At 70.2% G+C, this 20,833-nt stretch carries 17 protein-coding genes; 12 read left to right on the top strand and 5 right to left on the bottom strand.

Going from position 1 to position 20,833, the window contains the following annotated elements:
- The first annotated feature begins 175 nt into the window (after window positions 1-175).
- Window positions 176-1,333, top strand: a complete 1,158-nt coding sequence (locus ACFU8Q_RS23585; protein ID WP_384457123.1) for an acyl-CoA dehydrogenase family protein — start codon at window positions 176-178, stop codon at window positions 1,331-1,333.
- 18 nt (window positions 1,334-1,351) lie between these two features.
- Window positions 1,352-2,227: an acyl-CoA thioesterase gene (locus tag ACFU8Q_RS23580; RefSeq protein WP_384457121.1), complete on the top strand. Its 876-nt coding sequence runs from the start codon at window positions 1,352-1,354 to the stop codon at window positions 2,225-2,227.
- Window positions 2,228-2,438: 211 nt separating this feature from the next.
- Here the strand turns inward: ACFU8Q_RS23580 and ACFU8Q_RS23575 are convergent, their stop codons facing one another.
- From ACFU8Q_RS23575 to ACFU8Q_RS23560, 4 genes are all read right to left on the bottom strand, one after another.
- On the bottom strand, window positions 2,439-3,218 hold the full coding sequence (locus ACFU8Q_RS23575) for a phosphatase (RefSeq protein ID WP_384457119.1): 780 nt from the start codon (window positions 3,216-3,218) through the stop codon (window positions 2,439-2,441).
- Between the two features lie 79 nt (window positions 3,219-3,297).
- Window positions 3,298-4,707: a DUF6056 family protein gene (locus tag ACFU8Q_RS23570; protein ID WP_384457117.1), complete on the bottom strand. Its 1,410-nt coding sequence runs from the start codon at window positions 4,705-4,707 to the stop codon at window positions 3,298-3,300.
- A 209-nt stretch (window positions 4,708-4,916) separates the two neighbouring features.
- Complete coding sequence (locus ACFU8Q_RS23565; RefSeq protein WP_384457115.1) at window positions 4,917-6,386, bottom strand: glycosyltransferase; 1,470 nt, start codon at window positions 6,384-6,386, stop codon at window positions 4,917-4,919.
- Between the two features lie 220 nt (window positions 6,387-6,606).
- A complete protein-coding gene (locus ACFU8Q_RS23560) occupies window positions 6,607-7,215 on the bottom strand; it encodes a TetR/AcrR family transcriptional regulator (protein WP_384457113.1) in 609 nt (202 codons plus the stop codon).
- 97 nt (window positions 7,216-7,312) lie between these two features.
- Between ACFU8Q_RS23560 and ACFU8Q_RS23555 the strand changes: the two genes are divergently transcribed.
- From ACFU8Q_RS23555 to ACFU8Q_RS23540, 4 genes are read left to right on the top strand one after another with little or no spacing between them, the layout of a single operon-like run.
- The gene (locus ACFU8Q_RS23555; protein WP_384457111.1) at window positions 7,313-8,935 is read left to right on the top strand and encodes a carboxyl transferase domain-containing protein; all 1,623 of its coding nucleotides are present in this window, start codon (window positions 7,313-7,315) and stop codon (window positions 8,933-8,935) included.
- 7 nt (window positions 8,936-8,942) lie between these two features.
- Window positions 8,943-11,024 carry an acetyl-CoA carboxylase biotin carboxylase subunit gene (locus ACFU8Q_RS23550; protein WP_384457109.1) on the top strand — a complete coding sequence of 694 codons (2,082 nt, stop codon included), beginning with the start codon at window positions 8,943-8,945 and terminating at the stop codon, window positions 11,022-11,024.
- Window positions 11,021-11,962: a hydroxymethylglutaryl-CoA lyase gene (locus tag ACFU8Q_RS23545; RefSeq protein ID WP_384457107.1), complete on the top strand. Its 942-nt coding sequence runs from the start codon at window positions 11,021-11,023 to the stop codon at window positions 11,960-11,962. The genes ACFU8Q_RS23550 and ACFU8Q_RS23545 overlap by 4 nt, the downstream gene beginning before the upstream one ends.
- 29 nt (window positions 11,963-11,991) lie before the next feature.
- Window positions 11,992-13,158, top strand: coding sequence for an acyl-CoA dehydrogenase family protein (locus tag ACFU8Q_RS23540; RefSeq protein WP_384457105.1), 1,167 nt, complete (start codon window positions 11,992-11,994; stop codon window positions 13,156-13,158).
- 29 nt (window positions 13,159-13,187) lie between these two features.
- On the opposite strand, the gene ACFU8Q_RS23535 is transcribed toward ACFU8Q_RS23540, so the two are convergent.
- Window positions 13,188-13,739 (bottom strand): GNAT family N-acetyltransferase, encoded by a 552-nt coding sequence (locus ACFU8Q_RS23535; RefSeq protein WP_384457103.1) that lies wholly within the window; start codon window positions 13,737-13,739, stop codon window positions 13,188-13,190.
- A 350-nt stretch (window positions 13,740-14,089) separates the two neighbouring features.
- Between ACFU8Q_RS23535 and ACFU8Q_RS23530 the strand changes: the two genes are divergently transcribed.
- From ACFU8Q_RS23530 to ACFU8Q_RS23505, 6 genes are all read left to right on the top strand, one after another.
- Window positions 14,090-14,449: a hypothetical protein gene (locus ACFU8Q_RS23530; RefSeq protein WP_384457101.1), complete on the top strand. Its 360-nt coding sequence runs from the start codon at window positions 14,090-14,092 to the stop codon at window positions 14,447-14,449.
- Between the two features lie 157 nt (window positions 14,450-14,606).
- Entirely contained in the window at window positions 14,607-15,473 is an 867-nt protein-coding gene (locus tag ACFU8Q_RS23525) for a siderophore-interacting protein (protein WP_384457099.1), read from the top strand.
- A 217-nt stretch (window positions 15,474-15,690) separates the two neighbouring features.
- Window positions 15,691-17,139 (top strand): pyridoxal phosphate-dependent decarboxylase family protein, encoded by a 1,449-nt coding sequence (locus ACFU8Q_RS23520; protein ID WP_384457097.1) that lies wholly within the window; start codon window positions 15,691-15,693, stop codon window positions 17,137-17,139.
- Window positions 17,123-18,418, top strand: a complete 1,296-nt coding sequence (locus tag ACFU8Q_RS23515; protein WP_384457095.1) for a lysine N(6)-hydroxylase/L-ornithine N(5)-oxygenase family protein — start codon at window positions 17,123-17,125, stop codon at window positions 18,416-18,418. The genes ACFU8Q_RS23520 and ACFU8Q_RS23515 overlap by 17 nt, the downstream gene beginning before the upstream one ends.
- On the top strand, window positions 18,415-19,041 hold the full coding sequence (locus ACFU8Q_RS23510; RefSeq protein ID WP_384457093.1) for a GNAT family N-acetyltransferase: 627 nt from the start codon (window positions 18,415-18,417) through the stop codon (window positions 19,039-19,041). Before ACFU8Q_RS23515 ends, ACFU8Q_RS23510 begins: the two co-directional genes overlap by 4 nt.
- Window positions 19,041-20,819 (top strand): IucA/IucC family protein, encoded by a 1,779-nt coding sequence (locus ACFU8Q_RS23505; RefSeq protein ID WP_384457091.1) that lies wholly within the window; start codon window positions 19,041-19,043, stop codon window positions 20,817-20,819. Before ACFU8Q_RS23510 ends, ACFU8Q_RS23505 begins: the two co-directional genes overlap by 1 nt.
- Window positions 20,820-20,833 lie beyond the last annotated feature (14 nt).

The following is a 20,833-nucleotide window of genomic DNA, read 5'->3' as shown; positions in this document are numbered from 1 at the left end:
GGAAGGGCCCTTGCGCGTCCGCGGCCGACGGCCGCTCCTCGCGGGCGTGCGGAGCATCACCCTGGACAGCACCGGTGACCGCCGGGTAACTTTTGACCAGAGCTGAGCAAGCGCTTAGCCAGCCTGGCCGAAGCTCGCCCGATGCCCGCCCGAAGCTGACCAAGGAGGCACCCCCGTGCGCCGTACGGTATTCAACGAGGACCACGAGGCGTTCCGGGAGACCATCCGCGCCTTCATCGAGGCCGAGGTCGCTCCCGTCTACGACGAGTGGTTCGCGGCCGGCCAGGTGCCCCGCGACTTCTACTACAAGCTCGCCGAGCTGGGCATATTCGGCATCGAGGTGCCCGAGGAGTTCGGCGGCGCCGGGGTCGAGTCGTTCAAGTTCGAGGCGATCATCTCCGAGGAGTGCGCCCGCGCGGCCGTCAACTTCGGCGGCTCCGGCGTGCACGTCCTGCTCTGCCTGCCGTACATCAAGGCGTACGCCACCGAGGAGCAGAAGAAGCGCTGGCTGCCGGACTTCGTCAGCGGCAGGACGATGTACGCCATCGCCATGACCGAGCCGGGCACCGGTTCCGACCTGGCCGGCATGAAGACCACTGCCAAGCTCTCCGAGGACGGCACGCACTACATCCTCAACGGCGCCAAGACGTTCATCACCGGCGGCGTCCACGCCGACCGGGTCATCGTCTGCGCCCGCACGGACGCGCCCAAGGCGGACGACCGGCGGCACGGCATCTCCCTCCTCGTCGTCGACACCAAGGCCGAGGGCTACTCGGTCGGCCGCAAGCTCGACAAGCTGGGGCTGCGCACCTCCGACACCGCCGAGCTGGCGTTCGTCGACGTCAAGGTGCCGGTCGAGGACCTCCTCGGCGAGGAGAACAAGGGCTTCTCCTACCTCGGCCAGAACCTGCCGCAGGAGCGCCTCGGCATCGCCGTCGGCGCGTACGCCCAGGCCAAGGCCGCCGTCCGGTTCGCCCAGAACTACGTGCAGGACCGCACCGTCTTCGGCAAGACCGTCGCGTCGTTCCAGAACACCAAGTTCGAACTGGCCGCCTGTCAGGCCGAGGTGGATGCCGCCGAGGCCGTCTGCGACCGCGCCATCGAAGCCCACGACGCCGGTGAGCTGACCGCCGCCGAGGCCGCCTCCGCGAAGCTCTTCTGCACCGAGGTCGCGCACCGCGTCATCGACCGCTGCCTCCAGTTGCACGGTGGCTACGGCTACATGAACGAGTACCCGATCGCCCGTCTCTACGCGGACAACCGGGTCAACCGCATCTACGGCGGCACCAGCGAGGTCATGAAGTCGATCATCGCCAAGTCCATGGGCCTGTAGAGCGGTTACGTTCTCCCCATGAGCTCAGCACTTGATTCCCTGCTCGATCTGCTCGACCTGGAGCAGATCGAGCAGGACATCTTCCGGGGTACGAGCCGTTCGGCGATCGTGCCCCGCGTCTTCGGCGGCCAGGTCGCGGCCCAGGCCCTGGTCGCCGCGGGCCGTACCGTCCCCGCCGATCGCACGGCCCACTCCCTGCACTCCTATTTCCTGCGGATGGGCGACCCCGGCGCGCCGATCGTCTACAGCGTCGACCGCATCCGGGACGGCCGGTCCTTCACCACCCGCCGGGTCGTCGCCGTCCAGCACGGCCAGCCGATCTTCCATCTCTCGGCGTCCTTCCAGACGCACGAGGAGGGCCTGGAGCACCAGGCGGCCATGCCGCCCGCCCCGGACCCCGAGACGCTGCCCACGGCCGCGCAGATGCTGCCCCGGTACGCGGACCGCTTCAGTGATCCGGGCATCGTGGACCGGATGATCGAGGCACGGGCCGCGGTCGACCTGCGGTACGTCGACGCGCCGCCCTTCGGCACGGTCGGCGAGCCGCGCGAACCCCGCTCCCAGGTGTGGTTCCGCACCAACGGCAAGCTCGCGGACAACCCGCTGCTGCACGTCTGCATGGCGACGTACGTCTCCGACATGACGCTGCTCGACTCGGTGCTCCTCGCCCACGGGCGCGGCGGCTGGACGGTCGGCGACGTGGTCGGCGCGAGCCTGGACCACGCGATGTGGTTCCACCGGCCGTTCCGGGCCGACGAATGGCTGCTGTACGACCAGGAGTCACCGTCCGCGTCCGGCGGGCGCGGGCTCGGCCAGGCCCGCATCTACACGCAGGACGGCCGGCTGGCGATCACCGTGATCCAGGAGGGCGTGGTCCGCGTTCCCCGGGGCTGACCCGTCGCCCCGTTCCGAACAGGCCACGGTCCGGCGATTCGGACATACTCCCCACCATGAGTGACGAGAAATCCGGTGGTGGGGAGTCCACAGTCACCGTCGCCGTCGCGGCGGCCGCCATCTCGGCATCGCCGCGGCGAAGGCCGTCGCCGGACTGATCAGTCGACGGATCGACCGGACCGACACCCCCACCCCACCGCACCCGTCGGTGTCAGATGAGCCCCGCCGCGTCCAGCAGATAGTCCGTCAGCGGGTCGTAGAACCGCGGGTCCAGTACGTGGTCGTCCAGCGGTACGGCCACCTGGAGCGTCCCCTCCGCCTCGCCGAGGAACAGCGCCGGGTCGTTGCAGTCCGCGTAGCCCACCGCGTCCAGCCCGCGCTGCGCCGCGCACCCGGCCCATCCGTGGTCGGCGACCACCAGGTCCGGCAACGGCCGGCTCTCCCGCTCCAGACCGTCCAGGATCGCGGCCATCGGGGCGGGCGAGTGCGTGTGCCAGAGCGTCGCGCCGCGTTCCTGCACCGCGACGTCCGCGAACTGGAACACCATGCCCTCGTCGGCCACCAGTCCCGAGGGGATCCGTACGATCTCGCACCCGGCGGCCCGCAGCGCCTGCGCGGTCTGCCGGTGCACGTCGAGGAGCCCGCCCGGGTGCCCGGTCGCGAACAGCACGCGCTGCGCGCCCGCCGCCGCCTTGCGCAGCCGCGCCGCCATCCGCTCCAGGGCGTCGACCGTCAGCTCCGGGTCGATGGTGTCCTGCCCGAACCGGTGCTCCGGGTCGTCGCTCACCCCGCACCGCTCGGCCATCACGGCCAGCACGTCCTGCTCGTCGCGCCACCGGTCCCCGAGCTCCAGACCCAGCCAGTAGTGGCGGTCGCCGTTGGCGAGCTTGCGGTAGTGGGAGAGGTTGTTGTCGCGGGGGGTGGCGACGTCTCCGGCGATGCGCGTACGGACGAGGTGTTCGACGAGGGCGGCACGGCTGGGTATCGGCATGAACCCATTGTGCCGTCAGGTGTGCGCAGTGTGCCGGGTGTCTTGCACGACGGACCGTCCGGCCGTGCCGTCCGGACGATCAGGGAAGCTTGGTCGAGTAGGTGATCTTCTTGAGGTGGTAATACTGGGCGACGCACTGTCCCGGCCACAGCTTCTTGCCGTGGTCACCGAACGGCTCCCCCATCCCGCTGACCGACACCGGTGTGTACGGAAGCACCTGGGCGCCGCGCGCCGCCTGTTCCCTCAGCCACCGGTCCTGCCGGTCCCAGCGCTGGGCGCGCACGTCCATCTTCCGTTCCAGCTGGAGCAGCGGGACGGCGAGGCCGGCGCAGACCCCGGCGCAGACGGCTCCGGCGGCCACCGCCGTCACCGCGCGGATCCCCCACCGGACGGTGCGCAGCGCCCGCCCCAGCAGGGCGCCGATGCCGACCAGGAGCAGCACGTACAGCAGCAGGAAGTCGCCCCAGATGCGCGACGCTGTCATCACGCTCGCCCCGAAGACGGGGTAGGCGACGACGGTGCAGAGGTAGCCGGAGACCAGGAAGGCGAGGAATCCGACGACGACCGGGAGGAAGGGCCTGCGGCGCAGGGACCCCACCGGCGCGTTGCTTCCCTGCGGCCCGCCGCCGCGCACCAGCAGGCCCAGCAGTACGCCGACGGCGACCGCTCCCACGTACTGCCAGGTCGTGAAGATCGTCCCGAGGATGTGCGCGAACGCCCGCAGCGCCGTGGTCAGTGCCTCCGGCCCGAACACGGAGGCGCCGTCGGCGCCGAACCGTTCACGCCGGGTGCGTGCGCCGGGCGACAGGTACAGGATGGCCGTCCCGACCGCGACTCCGGCGAAGGCGACGACGCACCAGATACGGGTGTGGGTCCGGCCGGGACCGGGAAGGGACCAGCAGCTGATCAGCAGGACGGCGGCGAGCACGGTGAACACGACGACCGACGTCTCCTCCGACAGGGTGCCGATGAAGATCCCGGCCAGGTACGCGACGCCCAGCGCGAGGGCGCGTCCCCACCCGGTCCGTGCGCGCAGCAGGGGGATCACGGCGGCGCAGGCCAGCACCGGTGAGACGGTGTGCGAGACGGAGTTGGCGGGCCAGTAGAACGCCTTGTACGGGTTGTGCGTCGCGAGGAAGAAGATCACCGCCGTCATCGCGCCCACCAGCAGTGCGAGCCCGCGGGGCGCGGTCAGCCCGGCTCTCTTGAGCCCGGAGGCGATGAGCGCCCAGAGGATGCCCAGCATGAGCACCCCGCTGACCAGGGCGAACCATTGATGGCCCGCGACACCGAAGGCCCCGTACGCGACGACGAGCAGCGCGTTGGCGATGCGCCCGTTGTCGTGGAAGAAGAACTTCGCGATCATCCCGGACGCGCCCTCGTCCCGGACGACCGGGAGGAAGCACCAGTCGTCCCCGCCCGGACGGACCAGGCGGCCGATCCAGAAAGCCGCGCCGAGCAGGGCGAGCGGCAGCAGGGTGAGGGCCATCGTCCAGATCGTCGCCCACCGCCGCGCGGGCGCCGGGCCGGCTTCCGACCGTTGGGAGTCCGCGCTCTGCGCCTGTGTGCCGGCGGTCTCCGACGTGTCTGCGGATTCCGACGTGTCAGCGGATTTCGACGTGTCAGCGGTCATGTGCACTGGATGTCCTTCGTACGGTGCTCGCGTCTTGCCCGCCGAGAGGTTCGGGCGGTGTGGTTTCACGGTGAGGTGTGCCCGGCACGGCTCTCGGCCGGACCGGCGCTCTGCCGGGCCAGGGCGGTGCCGGAGTCGATGGCCCAGCGGGCGAGGAGGAACGAGAAGGGGGTGGCGAGGACTCCCGCGGCCACGGCGGCGATGTTCTTGTCCATGCCCAGCCTGCTCACGCCGAGGTAGAGCAGAACGCCGGTGAGTACGAGGTTGACGACGCTCGACAGCGGATACCGGACGAAGGCCTGCCAGGTCGGCTTCGTACGGCAGGTGATGTACGAGTTGAGCAGGAAGGATCCCACGATGCTGACCACGTATCCGATGACGTGCGCGGCCAGATAGGGGATCCAGGTATTCAGCGTGGCGTATACGGCCAGGTATACCGCCGTATTGATTACTCCGATCAGCCCGAAATCGATGAACTGGCGCACGGTGCGGAACCTGGAGGCCCCGAGCGCGGTCGACCCGGTACGCCCCGCCACCGGTCTCCTGCCCGCGGGTGCGGACGGGCCCGAACACACCTCCGCCGGAATATCGACCGGGGGAACGTGCGGAGATTCATTCGTTTCTCGCACCACGTAGTGCGGGCGGCGTTTCGCCTCGACGTAGATGCGTCCCACGTATTCACCGATGACGCCGAGCGTGGCGAGCTGGATTCCGCCGAGCGCCACGATGGCGGTCAGCAGGGTGGTGTAGCCGGGTACGGCGACGCCGTGGAGGACGACGCCGACGATGGTCCACAGGGCGTATCCCAGTGCCGCCAGCGCGAGCGCGAGACCGCCGTGGATGGCCAGGCGCAGCGGGCGGCTGTTGAAGGAGATCAGCCCGTCGATCCCGTAGTTGAAGAGACGTCTGCCGCCCCATTTCGAACGTCCCGCCGCGCGCCGGACGTTGCGGTACGTGAAGCTGACGGTGTCGAAGCCGATCCAGGAGAAGATCCCCTTGGAGAACCGGTTGCTCTCGGGCAGCGCGAGCACGGCGTCCACTGCGGTGCGCGACAGCAGCCTGAAGTCGCCCTCCCCGTCGACGACCTCGACGTCCATGCACCGGCCCATGGCCCGGTAATAGGCGGCGCTGAGAAAGGTGCGCAGGGCGCCCTCTCCGTCACGGTCGCGCCGCGCGACGACCTGGTCGTAGCCGTGCTGCCGCAGCTCCAGCATGCGGGGCACCAGTTCGGGCGGGTGCTGGAGGTCGGCGTCCATGAGGACGACGGCGTCGCCGCGGGACATGCGCAGCCCCGCGAGCATGGCGGCCTCCTTGCCGAAATTACGACTGAAGGAGGTGTAGCGGACCCGCCGGTCCGCGGTCGCGAGTGAGCCGATCCGGAGCCTGGTCCCGTCACTGCTGCCGTCGTCGACATAACAGATCTCGAAGGTCCGCCGAGTGGGTTCGAGGGCGGAGATCAGCGCACGGTGAAATGCCTCGATGACCTCGTCCTCATTGAAACAGGGGACAACGATCGAAACCTGACATGTTTTCATTTAAATTCCCCATCAGGCGTGGGTGAGACAGCTCAAACCATATGCCTGGGGGCGCTGCGACACTCCGACCGACGGAGCTCGTCGAGCAAAAGAAAGGAGAATGTGAGGAACTTCCTCGCCGCTCTCTCATACATTCATATATTCAAGGCCGCTATTCAAGGCCGCTACTCAAGGCCGAGCCGAATCGGGTGCCCCTCCGACGAGCACCGACCCACGGGCCTTACGGGCGGGCCGCCGCCGCCTCGAACGCCCCGCGCGCCAGCCGGTGCAGCAGTGCGGCGGTGCCCGCACGGTCCGGCTGCGCGCCGGGGCGGCCCAGGTGCGGGGTCGAGTTCAGCAGCCCGAAGACGGCGTGGACGGCGGCGCGGGCCTCGTGTTCGGGCAGGTCCGGGTACACCTCGCGGACGACCTCCACCCACACCTCGACGTACTGCCGCTGGAGCTGGCGGACCCGCTTGCGGTCGGCGTCCCGGAGGCGGTCCAGCTCGCGGTCGTGGAGGGTGATCAGGGGGCGGTCGTCGAGGGCGAAGTCAATGTGGCCCTCGATGAGCGCGTCGAGCAGGGCCTGCGGCGAGCTGTCGCCACAGGCCGCGTCCTCCGACACCCGCAACCGCCCGCCCGCCAGCAGCCGCTCGCTGATGCCGACGAGCAGCTCGGCGAGCATCGCGTCCTTGCCGGGGAAGTGCCGGTAGAGACCGGGGCCGCTGATGCCGACCGCGGCACCTATCTCGTCGACGCCGACACCATGGAAGCCGCGCTCGGCAAAGAGGCGGGCGGCCTCCTTGAGGATCTGCTCGCGGCGGGTGGGGGCGTCCGTCCTGATGGTCATGGATTCGATTCTAGACAGTCGGGTTAGCGGTCGTTAACCTGAAGGTATACGTTAACGCTCACTAACCACTGCGGTACGGGCAAGGGGGCTCGACAGGATGCAGCAGGCACCGGTTCTGGCGAGCGCGGCCGATCCCGCCTCCGAGGCCTGGCAGGCCAACGAGGCGGCGCATCACGCGCTCGCCGACGAGCTGCGCACGCGGCTCGCCACGGCCAGGCTCGGCGGGGGTGAGAAGGCGCGTGCCCGGCATGTCGCGCGCGGCAAGCTGCTGCCCCGGGACCGGGTGGACACCCTGCTCGATCCGGGTTCCCCGTTCCTGGAGCTGGCCCCGCTGGCGGCCGAGGGGCTGTACGGGGGCGCCGCCCCGGCGGCCGGGGTGATCGCCGGGATCGGCCGGGTCAGCGGCCGGGAGTGCGTGATCGTCGCCAATGACGCGACCGTCAAGGGCGGCACGTACTACCCGATGACCGTGAAGAAGCACCTGCGCGCCCAGGAGGTGGCGCTGGAGAACCGGCTCCCCTGCCTGTATCTCGTCGACTCGGGCGGCGCGTTCCTGCCGATGCAGGACGAGGTCTTCCCGGACCGGGAGCACTTCGGGCGGATCTTCTACAACCAGGCCCGGATGTCGGGGGCCGGCATCCCGCAGATCGCGGCCGTACTGGGGTCGTGCACGGCGGGCGGGGCGTACGTCCCCGCGATGAGCGACGAGGCCGTGATCGTGCGGAACCAGGGCACGATCTTCCTGGGTGGTCCGCCGCTGGTGAAGGCCGCGACCGGCGAGGTCGTGACGGCCGAGGAGCTCGGCGGCGGCGAGGTGCACTCCCGTACGTCGGGGGTCACCGACCATCTCGCCGAGGACGACGCGCACGCGCTGCGGATCGTGCGGAACATCGTCGCCACGCTGCCGGACCGCGCGGCGCTCCCGTGGTCCGTGCGGCCGGCCGAGGAGCCGAAGGTCGATCCCGCCGGGCTGTACGGGGCCGTCCCGGTCGATTCCCGCACGCCGTACGACGTCCGGGAAGTGATCGCCCGGGTGGTGGACGGCTCGCGGTTCGCCGAGTTCAAGGCGGAGTACGGTACGACGCTGATCACCGGCTTCGCCCGGATCCACGGCCATCCGGTCGGGATCGTCGCCAACAACGGCATCCTGTTCTCCGAGTCCGCCCAGAAGGGCGCCCACTTCATCGAGCTGTGCGACCAGCGCGGCATCCCGCTGGTCTTCCTGCAGAACATCTCGGGTTTCATGGTGGGGCGGGACTACGAGGCCGGTGGCATCGCCAAGCACGGCGCCAAGATGGTGACGGCGGTCGCCTGCACCCGCGTGCCGAAGCTGACGGTGGTCGTCGGCGGTTCGTACGGCGCGGGCAACTACTCGATGTGCGGCCGCGCCTACTCGCCCCGCTTCCTGTGGATGTGGCCCAACGCGAAGATCTCCGTCATGGGCGGCGAGCAGGCCGCGTCCGTCCTCGCGACGGTCAAGCGCGACCAGCTGGGCGACGACTGGAGCGCGGCGGACGAGGAGGCGTTCAAGGCCCCGATCCGCGAGCAGTACGAGACCCAGGGCAACGCCTACTACGCCACGGCCCGGCTCTGGGACGACGGCGTGATCGACCCGCTGGAGACCCGGCAGGTGCTGGGGCTCGCCCTGACCGCGTGTGCCAACGCCCCGCTGCCCCAGAAGGACCACGCAGCGCCCGGCTTCGGCGTCTTCCGGATGTGAGGAACAGATGACGATGTTCGACACCGTTCTCGTCGCCAACCGAGGCGAGATCGCGGTACGTGTCATCCGTACGCTGCGCGAGCTCGGCGTCCGCTCGGTCGCCGTGTTCAGCGACGCGGACGCGGACGCCCGGCACGTACGGGAGGCCGACACGGCGGTACGGATCGGGCCCGCTCCCGCCGCGATGAGCTATCTGAGCGTGCCCGCGCTGCTGGACGCGGCCCGTCGCACCGGCGCGCAGGCCGTCCACCCGGGGTACGGGTTCCTCGCCGAGAACGCGGGCTTCGCGCGGGCGTGCGCGGAAGCGGGGCTGACCTTCATCGGCCCGCCCGCCGACGCCATCTCCCTGATGGGCGACAAGATCCGGGCCAAGGAGACGGTCGCAAAGGCCGGCGTCCCGGTGGTGCCCGGCTCCTCGGGCAGCGGGCTCACCGATACCCAACTGGGCGACGCGGCCCGCGAGATCGGCACACCGGTGCTGCTGAAACCCTCGGCGGGCGGCGGCGGCAAGGGCATGCGGCTGGTGCGCGACGAGACGCTGCTCGCGGACGAGATCGCCGCCGCCCGGCGCGAGGCGCGGGCCTCGTTCGGCGACGACACGCTGCTGGTGGAGCGGTGGATCGACCGGCCCCGGCACATCGAGATCCAGGTCCTGGCGGACACCCACGGCAACGTGGTCCACCTCGGTGAGCGCGAATGCTCGCTCCAGCGCCGCCATCAGAAGATCATCGAGGAGGCGCCGTCCGTCCTGCTCGACGAGGAGACCCGGGCGGCGATGGGCGAGGCGGCCGTCCAGGCGGCCCGCTCCTGCGGATATGTCGGCGCGGGCACGGTGGAGTTCATCGTCCCGGGCAACGACCCCGCCTCCTACTACTTCATGGAGATGAACACCCGTCTCCAGGTCGAGCACCCGGTCACCGAGCTGATCACCGGCCTGGACCTGGTGGAGTGGCAGCTGAGGGTCGCGGCGGGCGAGCAACTCCCGTACGAGCAGCGGGACATCCACCTCACCGGCCATGCGATCGAGGCCCGGATCTGCGCCGAGGACCCGTCCCGTGGCTTCCTGCCGTCCGGCGGCGCGGTCCTCGCACTGCACGAGCCGCAGGGCAACGGCGTGCGGACGGACTCCGGGCTCGCCGCGGGCGGTGAGGTCGGCAGCCTGTACGACCCGATGCTGTCGAAGGTCATCGCGTACGGCCCCGACCGCGCCGCCGCGCTGCGCGGGCTGCGCGCGGCCCTCGCGGACACGGTGATCCTCGGCGTCCCGACGAACGCCGGCTTCCTGCGCCGGCTGCTCGCCCACCCGGCGGTGGTGGCGGGCGATCTGGACACCGGCCTGGTGGAGCGCGAGGTGGCCGGACTGGTGCCGGAGGGAGTGCCGGAGGAGGTGTACGCGGCGGCGGCGCTGCTGCGGCAGTCCGCCGCACCGGCCGCCTCACCCGCGGACGCCGCCGGCTGGGTGGACCCGTTCTCGGTGGCGAGCGGCTGGCGGCTGGGCGGCACCCCGGCCCGTACGGTGCGCCACTTCCGGCTGCCCGGCCACGATCCGGTGCAGGTCTCGCTGCGCTCCTGCCCGGCGGGCACCGAGCTGACGTTCGGCCATGTCGGGGAGGGCGCACAGCCGCCGGAGCCCACGACGGGCCCCTGCGGCCCGCTCGCCCCGCTGCCCGGCGGCAAGGAGACGGCGGACACGATCGAGCTGTCCGCGCACCGCATCGTCATCGAACTCGCCGGTGTCACCCACGCGTTCACCTATGCCGCGTCCGCGGACGGGACCTGGCTGGGCCGTGACGGCGACACCTGGCACGTGCAGGATCACGACCCCGTGGAGGCGTCGCTGGCCGGCGCCGCGCGCTCCGGGGCGGACACGCTCGCCGCGCCCATGCCCGGCACCGTCACCGTCGTGAAGGTGGCCGTCGGGGACGAGGTCGTGGCCGGCCAGAGCCTGCTCGTCGTCGAGGCGATGAAGATGGAACACGTCATCTCCGCCCCGCACGCCGGGACCGTGACCGAGCTGGACGTCACCGCCGGTGCCACGGTCGCCATGGACCAGATCCTGGCCGTGGTGGCCCCCGGGGAGCAGGCATGACGACACCCCGCGCCCTGCCCATGACCGTACCGGCCCAGGACCTGCCCCCACGGGTGCGCATCCACGAGGTCGGCGCCCGCGACGGGCTGCAGAACGAGAAGGCCGTCGTACCGACCGGGGTGAAGGCGGAGTTCATCCACCGCCTCGCCGCGGCGGGCCTGACCACCATCGAGGCGACCAGCTTCGTGCACCCCAAGTGGGTGCCCCAACTGGCCGACGCGGAAGACCTGTTCCCCCGCCTCGCGGACATCGGGGGCGTGGCCCTGCCCGTACTCGTACCGAACGAACGCGGCCTGGACCGGGCCCTGGCGCTCGGCGCCCGGCGGATCGCGGTGTTCGGCTCGGCGACCGAGACGTTCGCCGCCCGCAATCTCAACCGCACCGTCGACGAGTCGCTCGCCATGTTCGAGCCGGTCGTGGCCCGCGCCAAGGCCGACAAGGTGCACGTCCGCGGCTATCTGTCGATGTGCTTCGGCGACCCGTGGGAGGGACCCGTCCCCGTCCATCAGGTCGTCCGCGTGGCCAAGGCGCTGATGGACCTCGGCTGCGACGAACTCTCCCTCGGCGACACCATCGGCGTCGCCACGCCCGGCCATGTGCAGGCCCTGCTCTCCGAGCTGAACGAGGAGGGCGTGCGCACCGACACCATCGGCGTGCACTTCCACGACACGTACGGCCAGGCCCTGTCCAACACCCTCGCCGCGCTCCAGCACGGCGTGACCACCGTGGACGCCTCCGCGGGCGGACTCGGTGGCTGCCCGTACGCGAAGAGCGCGACCGGAAACCTCGCCACCGAAGACCTCGTGTGGATGCTCCAGGGCCTCGGTGTCGAAACCGGGGTCGACCTCGACGCGCTCACCGCCACCAGCGTGTGGCTCGCCGAACAACTGGGCCGACCCAGCCCGTCCCGTACCGTCCGCGCGCTCTCGGTGCGATAACCACCGTCCCACAAGGAGTGACACCTGCCATGCCCCTGGACCACCGGCTGACCGCCGAGCACGAGGAACTGCGTCGCACCGTCGAGGAGTTCGCGCACGATGTGATCGCCCCGAAGATCGGCGACTTCTACGAGCGCCATGAGTTCCCGTACGAGATCGTGCGGGAGATGGGACGGATGGGCCTGTTCGGGCTGCCGTTCCCCGAGGAGTACGGCGGCATGGGCGGCGACTACCTCGCCCTCGGGATCGCCCTGGAGGAGCTGGCCCGGGTCGACTCGTCCGTGGCGATCACTCTGGAGGCCGGGGTCTCGCTCGGCGCGATGCCGGTCTTCCGCTTCGGCACGGAGGAGCAGAAGCGGCAGTGGCTGCCGAAGCTCTGTTCGGGCGAGGCGCTCGGCGCGTTCGGCCTGACCGAACCGGACGCCGGTTCGGACGCGGGCGGCACCCGCACGACGGCGGTGCGCGACGAGACGACGGGCGAGTGGGTGATCAACGGCTCCAAGTGCTTCATCACCAACTCCGGTACGGACATCACCGAACTGGTCACGGTCACGGCGGTGACCGGCCACAAGGCGAACGGCGCCCCGCTCATCTCCTGCATCATCGTGCCGTCCGGCACCCCCGGCTTCACGGTCGCCGCCCCGTACTCCAAGGTCGGCTGGAACGCCTCGGACACCCGCGAGCTGTCCTTCTCCGACGTCCGCGTCCCGCTGACGAACCTGCTGGGCGAGGAGGGCCGCGGCTACGCCCAGTTCCTGCGCATCCTGGACGAGGGCCGCATCGCCATCGCCGCCCTGTCCACGGGGCTGGCGCAGGGCTGCGTCGACGAGTCGGTGAAGTACGCCAAGGAGCGCCACGCCTTCGGCAAGCCCATCGGCGTCAACCAGGCGATCCAGTTCAAGATCGCGGACATGGAGACGCGCGCCCACATGGCCCGCATCGGCTGGCGCGACGCGGCGTCGCGCCTGGTGGCGGGCGAACCCTTCAAGAAGGAGGCGGCGATCGCGAAGCTGTACTCGTCGACGGTCGCGGTCGACAACGCCCGCGAGGCGACCCAGATCCACGGCGGATACGGGTTCATGAACGAGTACCCGGTGGCCAGGATGTGGCGCGACTCCAAGATCCTGGAGATCGGCGAGGGCACCAGCGAGGTGCAGCGCATGCTGATCGCGCGGGAGCTGGGCCTGCCGGCCTGACGGTCACCGGGCGTGGGCCGGGTGGGCGATCAGCTCGTCGCGCCCGGCCACTCCTCGCGCAGCATCCCGAACAGCACGGTGTCGTACCGCTTGCCCGCCACCAGCACGGTGCCCCGGCGTCGGCCCTCCTCGCGGAAGCCCGCCTTGGTGAAGGCGCGGACGGCCCGCTCGTTGCCGCTCCAGGTGTCGAGCTCGATCCGGTGCAGCCCGAAGGCCCCGAACAGGTGCCCCACCAGCAGGCGCAGTGCGTCGGAGCCGTGGCCGCGGCCCCAGTGGTCCCGCTCGCCGATGGTGATGCCGACGGTGACCAGCCCGGCGAACGGGTCCAGGTCCCGGTAGTCCGCCATGCCGATCACCGTGCCGTCGGCCAGGTCCTCGACCGTGAAGACGGCCGACTCCCGCGGGTTGAGCCGCAGCATCGTCTCGAAGCCGCGCCCGATGGCCTCCGCCGTGACCGGGCCGAAGCACGGGTCGCCGCCGGTGGCCCAGTGCACCACTTCCGGGTCGTTGCGCCACCGGAGGTGCTGCTCCGCGTCTTCCGCACGCAGTGCGCGAAGCCTTACCAACTTGCCTTCGATCATCCGGAGATCGTATTCCGCTTCGCCGGGCCAGTTGCAGGAGGTCCCGGAAGCCCGAGCCTCTTCGCGGTCCGGTCACCCGGCCAAGCCCTTGCGCCGCAGCCGATGCAGCGCCTCGATCGCCGTCAACTGCCGCCGCTCGCAAGCGGACCCCGGCCGCACGAGGCCGAACGGCCTTGCCAAGTGGGGCCGGTGGGGCGCGACAATGTCATGAACGGGCCGACGAGTTCGTCGAATGTTCACGGTTCCATGTGGGCCGGCGCGTCATCCGCCGAGCGCAGCAGGGCCGTGGAGTGTCGGGCCGTCGATGTCACCGTCGAGGGGCTCTGCGGCTGCCGGAAGGAGTCCGGGAAATGACGTTGTCGGTGCACACCTTCGTCTACGACGAGCAGGGCCGATCGCATCTTCTCGACGACCCCGAGGACGGCAGCGACATGGCCGGGACCGAGGTCTGCCGCACCACGCTGTGGGGGTCGGACGCCGCGCGGGCGCTCGGGGCCCGGTTCTTCCCGGAGCTGGCCACCGGAGATCTGTACGTGGAGCCGGAGGACGTCGACGACTTCCTCGCCGAGTGCGAGCTGCTCCACCGGAACGCCGCGACACTCGCCGGGGGCAGCGGACACCGGCGGGACTACGCGGCGGCCCGGCTGGCCAACATCACCGCTGCCGCCCTGCGCGCCCGAGCCGTGGGCGGTGGGGTACTCGTCTGGTGAGGGCGGTCGCGCGGATGGTGAGGGCGGTTGCGCGGATGGCGAGGGTGGTTGCGCGGACACACTCTCGAACAACCAATGAGGTTAGGCTAACCTTCCTTCGAACGTTCCGGCGACCGGTTTCCGGCTTCGCTTCCGGTTCCTGGGAGGAGCCCCCCTCATGACGACGTCCGTCGCACCCCCCATCACCCCCTTCCGGTTCTTCGGTCTGACCGTCCTGCGGACCCGGCGCCTCGGGCCCTCCATGCTCCGGGTCACCTTCGGCGGACCGGGGCTCGACGGCTTCGCCGCCGGCGGCCGCGACCAGAGCCTGTCACTGTTCCTGCCGCACCCCGGACAGTCGGAACCAGTCGTTCCGGTCGATGCGGACGGCAACTGGTTCACCGCCTGGCGCGCACTTCCGGACACCGTACGGGCCGTCATGCGCTCGTACACCGTGCGCGCTCAGCGCCGTACACCCGACGGAGCGACCGAGGTCGACATCGACTTCGCGCTGCACGGGGACGGCGGGCCTGCCTGCCGCTGGGCCGCGGGCGCCTCCCCTGGAGACCGGCTCAAGGCACTGGGGCCGGCGGTCGAGGACAACACCGCCGTCCGCTTCCGCCCCCCGCAGGACACCGACTGGGTGCTGATCTGGGCCGACGAGACCGCACTGCCCGCCGCGTCCGCCGCCCTGGAGTGGCTGCCGGCCGGCCTGAAGGCGCTGGTCTGGCTGGAGGTCCAGCACACCGAGGACCGCCAGGCCCTCGACACCGCCGCCAAGGCCCGGATCACCTGGCTCGTACGGGACGAGGGGGCACCCACGGCCCCGGAGGCCGTACGGGCGGCCGAGCTGCCCGAGGGGACGCCGTACGTCTGGATCGCGGGCGAGTCGTCGCAGGTACGAGCGCTGCGCAGGCATCTCGTCCAGGAACGTCACATCGACCGCAGGCGCGTGACGTTCGTCGGGTACTGGCGACGCGGGCTGAGCGAGGAGCAGCTGCGCGAGGCGCCGACATCCCGCACGGACGAACAGGCGGACGAGTAGGCAGCGGGCGACAGCAAGCGACAGACACGGGACGCCGTCGGCCGACCGGCCGGAAGTCGCCATTCCGCACGCGCGAATCAGACAACCTTCGCACCCTTGGGGGCGAGGATCCGAGTTGAAGTTAGGTTAGGCTAACCTAACTTCAACATCGGGCCCTCGCCCCCGTCTTCTGTCCTGAGGGCCGATGAAGTTTCCCCGCATCCGGGAGGACCCCTTCATGCGTTCGCACCTGCTCAACGGCACGACCGCGGAGCGCTACCGGCGCTCCGTGACCGCAGGAGTCGAACGGGTCGCAGCCAAACTCGCCACCACGGACCGACCGTTCACCGGAGTCCGCGCCGACGAGCTCTCCCCCGTCGTCGACGCGATCGATCTGGACCGGCCGCTGGGCGACGCGTCCGCCGCCCTCGACGAGCTCGACCGCGTCTATCTCCGTGACGCCGTCTACTTCCACCACCCCCGCTATCTGGGCCACCTCAACTGCCCGGTCGTCATCCCCGCCGTCCTCGGCGAAGCCGTCCTCTCGGCCGTCAACTCCTCCCTGGACACCTGGGACCAGAGCGCCGGCGGCACGCTGATCGAGCGCCGGCTGATCGACTGGACCGCCACCCGGATCGGGCTCGGACCGGCCGCGGACGGCATCTTCACCAGCGGCGGTACGCAGTCCAACCTCCAGGCCCTGCTGCTGGCCCGGGAAGAGGCCAAGACACCTCCGCACCACTTCACCCGGCTGCGCATCCTCACCTCCGAATGCAGCCACTTCAGCGTGCAGAAATCGGCGAAACTCCTCGGCCTCGGGCCGGACTCGGTCGTCCCCGTACCCGTCGACCACGACAAGCGCATGCAGACCGTGGCGCTGGCCCGCGCCCTGGAGCAGTGCGTCGCCGAGGGCGCCGTCCCGATGGCGGTCGTCGCCACGGCGGGCACCACCGACTTCGGTTCCATCGATCCGCTGCCCGAGACCGCCGCGATCTGCCGGCGGTTCTCCACCTGGCTGCACGTCGACGCCGCGTACGGCTGCGGGCTGCTGACCTCCCTCGACCGCCGCCACCTCCTCGACGGCATCGAGCACGCCGACTCGGTCACCGTGGACTACCACAAGTCCTTCTTCCAGCCGGTGAGTTCGTCCGCCGTGCTGGTGCGCGACCGGGCCACGCTGCGCCATGCCACGTACCACGCCGAGTACCTCAACCCGCAGCGGATGACCGCCGAACGGATCCCCAACCAGGTGGACAAGTCGCTGCAGACCACCCGCAGATTCGACGCCCTGAAACTGTGGATGACGCTGCGCGTCATGGGCGCGGACGGTGTCGGCCGGCTCTTCGACGAGGTCTGCGACCTGGCCGCCGAGGGCTGGCGGCTGCTCGCCGCCGACCCACGCTTCGACGTCGTCGTCGAACCCCGGCTGTCCACGCTGGTGTTCCGCTACATCCCGTCCGGCATCACCTCGCCCACCGAGATCGACCGGGCCAATCTCCACGCCCGCAAGGCGCTCTTCGCCTCCGGTGAGGCCGTCGTCGCCGGCACGAAGGTCGACGGGCGCCAGTACCTGAAGTTCACCCTGCTCAACCCCGAAACGACCGCGCAGGACATCGCCGCGGTACTCGACCTGATCTCCGGCCACGCCGAGCAGTACCTGGGAGACTCCCTTGACCGTGCTTCCTGAACCCCGCGATCCGCGGGCCGCCCACGACTTCATCGGGATCGGGATCGGCCCCTTCAATCTCGGGCTCGCCTGCCTGACCGAGCCGATCGGCGAGCTGAACGGGGTGTTCCTGGAGTCGAAGCCGGACTTCGACTGGCACTCCGGGATGTTCCTCGAAGGGGCCCATCTCCAGACGCCGTTCATGTCGGACCTGGTCACGATGGCCGACCCGACCTCGCCGTACTCCTTCCTGAACTATCTGAAGGAACGCGGACGGCTGTACTCCTTCTACATCCGGGAGAACTTCTACCCGCTGCGGACCGAGTACAACGACTACTGCCGCTGGGCCGCCGCCAAGCTGAGCAGCGTCCGCTTCGGCGAGACGGTCGAGTCGGTGACGTACGACAAAGGCTCCGCGCTCTACACCGTCCGCACGGCCGACGGCGGCGTCTTCCGGGCCCCGCGGCTCGTGCTGGGCACCGGCACTCCCCCATACATTCCGGACGCCTGCCAGGGACTGGGCGGCGACCTGCTGCACAACTCCCGTTACCTGGAAGAAAAAGCGGCCCTCCAGGCGAAGAAGTCCATCACCCTTGTCGGCAGCGGGCAGAGCGCGGCCGAGATCTACTACGACCTGCTCTCCGAGATCGATGTGCACGGCTACCGGCTGAACTGGGTGACGCGCTCACCGCGGTTCTTCCCGCTGGAGTACACCAAGCTGACGCTGGAGATGACCTCCCCGGAGTACGTCGACTACTTCCACGCCCTGCCCGAGGAGACCCGCTACCGGCTCGAATCCGGACAGAAGGGCCTCTTCAAGGGCATCGACGGCGAGCTGATCGACGCGATCTTCGACCTGCTCTACCAGAAGAACCTGCCCGGCCCCGTCCCGACCCGGCTCCTCACCAACTCATCGTTGACCAGCGCCCGTTACGAGGAGGGCAGCGGTACGTACACGCTGGGGCTGCACCAGGACGAACAGGCCAAGGACTACACCCTCACCACCGAGGGCCTGATCCTCGCCACCGGATACCGGTACACCGCGCCCGCCTTTCTGCAGCCGATCGCCGACCGGCTGCGCCACGACGGCCGGGGACGCTTCGACGTGGCCCGCAACTACTCCATCGACACCACCGGGCACGGCGTCTTCCTGCAGAACGCGGGCACGCACACCCACTCGGTCACCTCGCCCGACCTCGGCATGGGTGCCTACCGCAACGCGTACATCATCGGCGAGCTGCTCGGGCGTGAGTACTACCCCGTCGAGAAGTCCATCGCCTTCCAGGAGTTCGCCGTATGACCGCCCCCGCCCTCGGCACCTTCACCATCCGTCCGCTGGACCCTTCCCCAAGCTCTCAACTCCTTCCCCGAGCTCTCGGCTGCGCTCGAGCAGGGGAGACCCCATTGCCCACGGGAGGCCCCATTTCCGACGCCGAGCTGGTGCACGGCTGGGTCACCCACCCCAAGGCCGCCTTCTGGCTGATGGGGGACGCGGAACTCCAGGACGTCGAGCGGGAGTACCTGGCGATCGCCGCCCACCCGCACCACGACGCCTTCATCGGGCTGCACGACGGGGAGCCCGCCTTCCTGATGGAGCGGTACGACCCCGCCGAGGTCGAGCTCAAGGGGCTGTACGAGGCCGAGAGGGGGGACATCGGGATGCACTTCCTGGTCGCGCCGACCGACACCCCGCTGCACGGCTTCACGCTCGCCGTGATCACCACCGTGCTGGAGGCCCTGTTCGCCGATCCCTCCGTACGCCGGGTCGTCGTCGAACCCGATGTACGCAACACCGCGGTGCACGCGCTCAACAAGGCGGTCGGCTTCGAGGTGCTGGGCGAGCTGGCCAAACCGGAGAAGACCGCCCTGCTCAGCGCCTGCACACGGGAACAGTTCGCCGCAGCGACCGGGGGTAGTGCCTGATGTCCGCCACCATCGACAGCGCCGCCCACCTCACCCCCGAGCGCTGGGCCACCGCCAACCGGCTGCTGATCCGCAAGGCGCTCGCCGAGTTCAGCCACGAGCGGCTGCTGGTCCCGGCGCCGCTCGGCGACGACCGCTACTCGGTGCGCGGCGACGACGCGTCGACCGAGTACCGCTTCACCGCACGGCTCTTCGCCCTCGATCACTGGCAGGTCGAGGCCGACACGATCACCCGCCACCGGAACGGCTGCGAACTCCCGCTGGATGCGGCCGAGTTCTTCGTCGAGCTGCGCTCCGCGCTGGGCCTCTCGGCGGAGATCCTGCCCGTCTACCTGGAGGAGATCTCCGCCACGCTGGCCGGTACCGCGTTCAAGCTGACCAAGCCGCCCGTCACCTCCGCCGAGCTGGTCCGGGCCGGGTTCCAGGCGATCGAGACCGGCATGACCGAGGGCCACCCCTGCTTCGTCGCCAACAACGGGCGCCTCGGCTTCGGCGTGGACGAGTACCGGGCGTACGCCCCGGAGGCCGCGGCCGGCATCCGGCTGGTCTGGCTCGCCGCCCGCCGCGACCGCGCCACCTTCACCGCGGGCGCCGGGCTCGACTACGAGACCCTGATGGACGGCGAGTTGGCCGAGGAGACCCGGGCCCGGTTCGCGGCCACGATGAGCGGACTCGGCCTCGACCTCGACGACTACCTGTTGATCCCCGTCCACCCCTGGCAGTGGTGGAACAAGCTGGCCGTCACCTTCGCCGGGGAGCTCGCGCAGCGGCATCTGGTCTGCCTCGGCGAGGGCGAGGACACGTACCTCGCGCAGCAGTCCATCCGTACGTTCTTCAACACCAGCGCCCCGGAACGGCATTACGTGAAAACGGCGCTGTCCGTCCTCAACATGGGCTTCATGCGCGGTCTCTCCGCCGCGTACATGGAGGCCACCCCGGCGATCAACGACTGGCTGGCCGGTCTGATCGAGGGCGACGAGGTGCTGCGGGCGGCCCGCTTCTCGATCATCCGGGAGCGGGCGGCCGTCGGCTACCACCACCGGACGTACGAGGCGGCCACCGCCAAGGGCTCCCCGTACCTGAAGATGCTCGCGGCGCTGTGGCGGGAGAGCCCCGTCCCGGGCCTCGCCCCCGGCGAGCGGGTCGCGACCATGGCCTCGCTGCTCCACACCGACCACGAGGGCGGCTCCGTCGCCGCGGCGCTGATCGCCGAGTCGGGGCTGGACCCCGCGGTGTGGCTGCGCCACTACCTGGACGCGTACCTGGTGCCGGTGCTGCACAGCTTCTACGCGTACGACCTGGTGTTCATGCCGCACGGCGAGAACGTCATCCTCGTCGTCGAGGACGGGGTCGTACGGCGCACGGTCTTCAAGGACATCGCCGAGGAGATCGCCGTCATGGACCCGGACGCGGTGCTGCCGCCGCGGGTCGAGCGGATCCGGGCCGAGGTCCCCGAGGACATGAAGCTGCTCTCCGTCCTCACCGATGTCTTCGACTGCTTCCTGCGCTTCCTGGGCGCCGGTCTGGCGAGCGAGGGCGTCCTCGAAGAGGGGACGTTCTGGCGGACCGTCGTGGAATGCGTCACCGGGTACCAGGACTCGGTCCCGTACCTCTCCGGGAAGTTCAAGCAGTACGACATGTTCACGGAGGAGTTCGCGCTGTCCTGCCTGAACCGGCTGCAGCTGCGGAACAACGAGCAGATGGTCGATCTCACCGATCCGTCGGGGGCGCTGCAGCTGGTCGGCAGGCTGAAGAACCCGATCGCGGGACGGGCCTGAGACGGGGGCCGTCC

It is taken from the genome of Streptomyces sp. NPDC057543 (assembly GCF_042801895.1).
GTDB lineage: Bacteria > Actinomycetota > Actinomycetes > Streptomycetales > Streptomycetaceae > Streptomyces.
The sequence above is the reverse complement of the archived record's forward strand: the minus strand, read 5'-3'. Positions and strand labels throughout refer to the sequence as shown.

Excerpts from the sequence above, each read along its gene's own strand:
- ACFU8Q_RS23580 (WP_384457121.1), top strand. The coding sequence starts at position 1,352 with ATGAGCTCAGCACTTGATTCCCTGCTCGATCTGCTCGACCTGGAGCAG.
- ACFU8Q_RS23575 (WP_384457119.1), bottom strand. The coding sequence starts at position 3,218 with ATGCCGATACCCAGCCGTGCCGCCCTCGTCGAACACCTCGTCCGTACG.
- ACFU8Q_RS23570 (WP_384457117.1), bottom strand. The coding sequence starts at position 4,707 with ATGGCCCTCACCCTGCTGCCGCTCGCCCTGCTCGGCGCGGCTTTCTGG.
- ACFU8Q_RS23565 (WP_384457115.1), bottom strand. The coding sequence starts at position 6,386 with ATGAAAACATGTCAGGTTTCGATCGTTGTCCCCTGTTTCAATGAGGAC.
- ACFU8Q_RS23560 (WP_384457113.1), bottom strand. The coding sequence starts at position 7,215 with ATGACCATCAGGACGGACGCCCCCACCCGCCGCGAGCAGATCCTCAAG.
- ACFU8Q_RS23555 (WP_384457111.1), top strand. The coding sequence starts at position 7,313 with ATGCAGCAGGCACCGGTTCTGGCGAGCGCGGCCGATCCCGCCTCCGAG.
- ACFU8Q_RS23550 (WP_384457109.1), top strand. The coding sequence starts at position 8,943 with ATGACGATGTTCGACACCGTTCTCGTCGCCAACCGAGGCGAGATCGCG.
- ACFU8Q_RS23545 (WP_384457107.1), top strand. The coding sequence starts at position 11,021 with ATGACGACACCCCGCGCCCTGCCCATGACCGTACCGGCCCAGGACCTG.
- ACFU8Q_RS23540 (WP_384457105.1), top strand. The coding sequence starts at position 11,992 with ATGCCCCTGGACCACCGGCTGACCGCCGAGCACGAGGAACTGCGTCGC.
- ACFU8Q_RS23535 (WP_384457103.1), bottom strand. The coding sequence starts at position 13,739 with ATGATCGAAGGCAAGTTGGTAAGGCTTCGCGCACTGCGTGCGGAAGAC.
- ACFU8Q_RS23530 (WP_384457101.1), top strand. The coding sequence starts at position 14,090 with ATGACGTTGTCGGTGCACACCTTCGTCTACGACGAGCAGGGCCGATCG.
- ACFU8Q_RS23525 (WP_384457099.1), top strand. The coding sequence starts at position 14,607 with ATGACGACGTCCGTCGCACCCCCCATCACCCCCTTCCGGTTCTTCGGT.
- ACFU8Q_RS23520 (WP_384457097.1), top strand. The coding sequence starts at position 15,691 with ATGCGTTCGCACCTGCTCAACGGCACGACCGCGGAGCGCTACCGGCGC.
- ACFU8Q_RS23510 (WP_384457093.1), top strand. The coding sequence starts at position 18,415 with ATGACCGCCCCCGCCCTCGGCACCTTCACCATCCGTCCGCTGGACCCT.
- ACFU8Q_RS23505 (WP_384457091.1), top strand. The coding sequence starts at position 19,041 with ATGTCCGCCACCATCGACAGCGCCGCCCACCTCACCCCCGAGCGCTGG.